The following is a 1,835-nucleotide window of genomic DNA, read 5'->3' as shown; positions in this document are numbered from 1 at the left end:
TGCTCACGCGCGGCCTCCTGCTCGGCGGCGAGCTGGCGCGCGGCCTCCTGCTGCTGGCGCTGCTGGTCGGCCAGACGCTGGCGCTCCAGCTCCTCCTGCCGCCGCGCCTGCTCCTCGGCGGTGATCTTCTCCTGCTCGGCGCGCCGTGCGACCGCCTCCTGTTGGCTGCCGATGCTGGTCTTCAGGCGCGCCAGCGCCGGGTGCTGGGGCTCGGCCCGCTCCAGCAGCGCCGACAGCCGCTGCGCCTCGCTGAAGTCCTCGCGCTGCACGCTCTGCTCGATCGCGATCACCGTCATCGGCAACAGGTCGGTCAGCGCGCTGGACACCGCGGCGTCGGCCGGGGCCTTCTCGCGCAGGGCCAGGTAGTACTCGACCGCATTGTCCTCGGCCGGCGCGTACAGGCGGTTCTCGGCGTAGGCCTTGCGGGCGGCCTGGCGCAGCTCGTCGGCGCTCAGCGCGTTGACCTTGTCCGAAACCGCGGTTTCAGCGGTGACCGCCGGCTCGGCCGGCGCCTCGGCCGCCGGTGCCGGCGCGGTCGTGGTGGGTGTCGGCTCGTCCTTGCCGCAGGCCGCGAGGGCCAGACCGAGGGCGACCAGCAGCACGGTGCGGCCGACGACCTCGCGCCTAGAGCGCGCCTGATCATGGATACGGTATGACGTCATTGCTGAAACTCTCCCCTGATTTGCTCATGTGCGAGCCGCGCCCTTCATCGCCCCTTCACAGGGCTTTGTCAAGCACATACGCATGACAAGGACATGATACGCGGCACATTCGTGATGGCTGTAGGGCACAAGTTGAACATTGGTAGACATCGCCCCGGAAACTGAACAGGGGCAGTGCGCACCCTGACGGTCACTTGCCGATGCAGAAGCTGGAGAAGATATGGCCGAGCAGGTCGTCGGCATGGACCCGGCCGGTGATCTCGCCGAGGCGGTCGTGGGCCTGCCGCAGCGCCTCGGCGGCCAGCTCCAGCACCTCGTGGTCGAGTTGCAGGCGGGCCTCGGCCAGCTCGGTCGCCGCCGCCTGCAGGGCCTCGACGTGGCGGGTGCGGGCACTGAACGCGCCGGCCTCGCCGGCCCCGGCATAGCGGGCGGCGCGCGTACCCAGCGCCGCGTGCAGGGCGTCCAGGCCGGCGCCGGTCTGCGCCGACACATATAGTGTGTCGGTGCCGGCATCGGCACTGTCGCTGCCGGCATCGCCACTCAGGTCGATCTTGTTGTGGACCCACAGCCGCTCGGGCACCCCGGCGATCGCCCCGGCGACCGCGCGGCGACCGCCCTCGGGGTCGCGCGCATCCAGCACCACGATCGCCAGGTCGGCGCGGCCCAGCTCGGTGCCGGCGCGGCGCATGCCTTCGCGCTCGATCGCGTCGCCGCCCTCGCGCAGGCCGGCGGTGTCGACCAGGGTCATTTCCACCCCGTCGACCCTGAGCGTCTCGTGCAGCAGGTCGCGGGTGGTGCCGGCGATGTCGGTGACGATCGCGCGCTCGCTGCCGGCCAGCGCATTGAGCAGGGAGCTCTTGCCGGCGTTGGGCGGACCGACGATCACCGCGTGCAGACCGTCGCGCAGACGGCGGCCACGCTCGGCCGCCCGCAGCAGCGCATCGAGGTCGGCGTCGATCCGCGCCAGCCTGGCCTTCAGCGCGGCGCCACCGAGGGTGTCGATCGGCTCGTCGACGAAGTCGATCGCCGCTTCCACGTGCACCCGCACCGCCAGCAACTCGGCGGCCAGCGCTTCGACCCGGCGCGAGAACTCGCCGTCCAGCGCCCGCCGCGCCGCCCGCGCCGCCTGCAGGTCGGCGGCCGCGATCAGGTCGGCGATCGCCTCGGCCTGGG

At 72.2% G+C, this 1,835-nt stretch carries 1 protein-coding gene and 1 pseudogene; both read right to left on the bottom strand.

All coding sequences use genetic code 11. The annotated features are described in order from the left end of the window. A pseudogene (locus FKV24_RS05710) lies at positions 1–662 on the bottom strand (energy transducer TonB); the annotation flags it as partial. A 190-nt stretch (positions 663–852) separates the two neighbouring features. Continuing rightward, on the bottom strand, positions 853–1,835 hold a 983-nt coding region (locus FKV24_RS05705), incomplete at its 5' end, for a tRNA modification GTPase (protein ID WP_141481688.1).

The organism is Marilutibacter maris (genome assembly GCF_006546735.2).
Classification (GTDB): domain Bacteria; phylum Pseudomonadota; class Gammaproteobacteria; order Xanthomonadales; family Xanthomonadaceae; genus Marilutibacter; species Marilutibacter maris.
The sequence above is the reverse complement of the archived record's forward strand: the minus strand, read 5'-3'. Positions and strand labels throughout refer to the sequence as shown.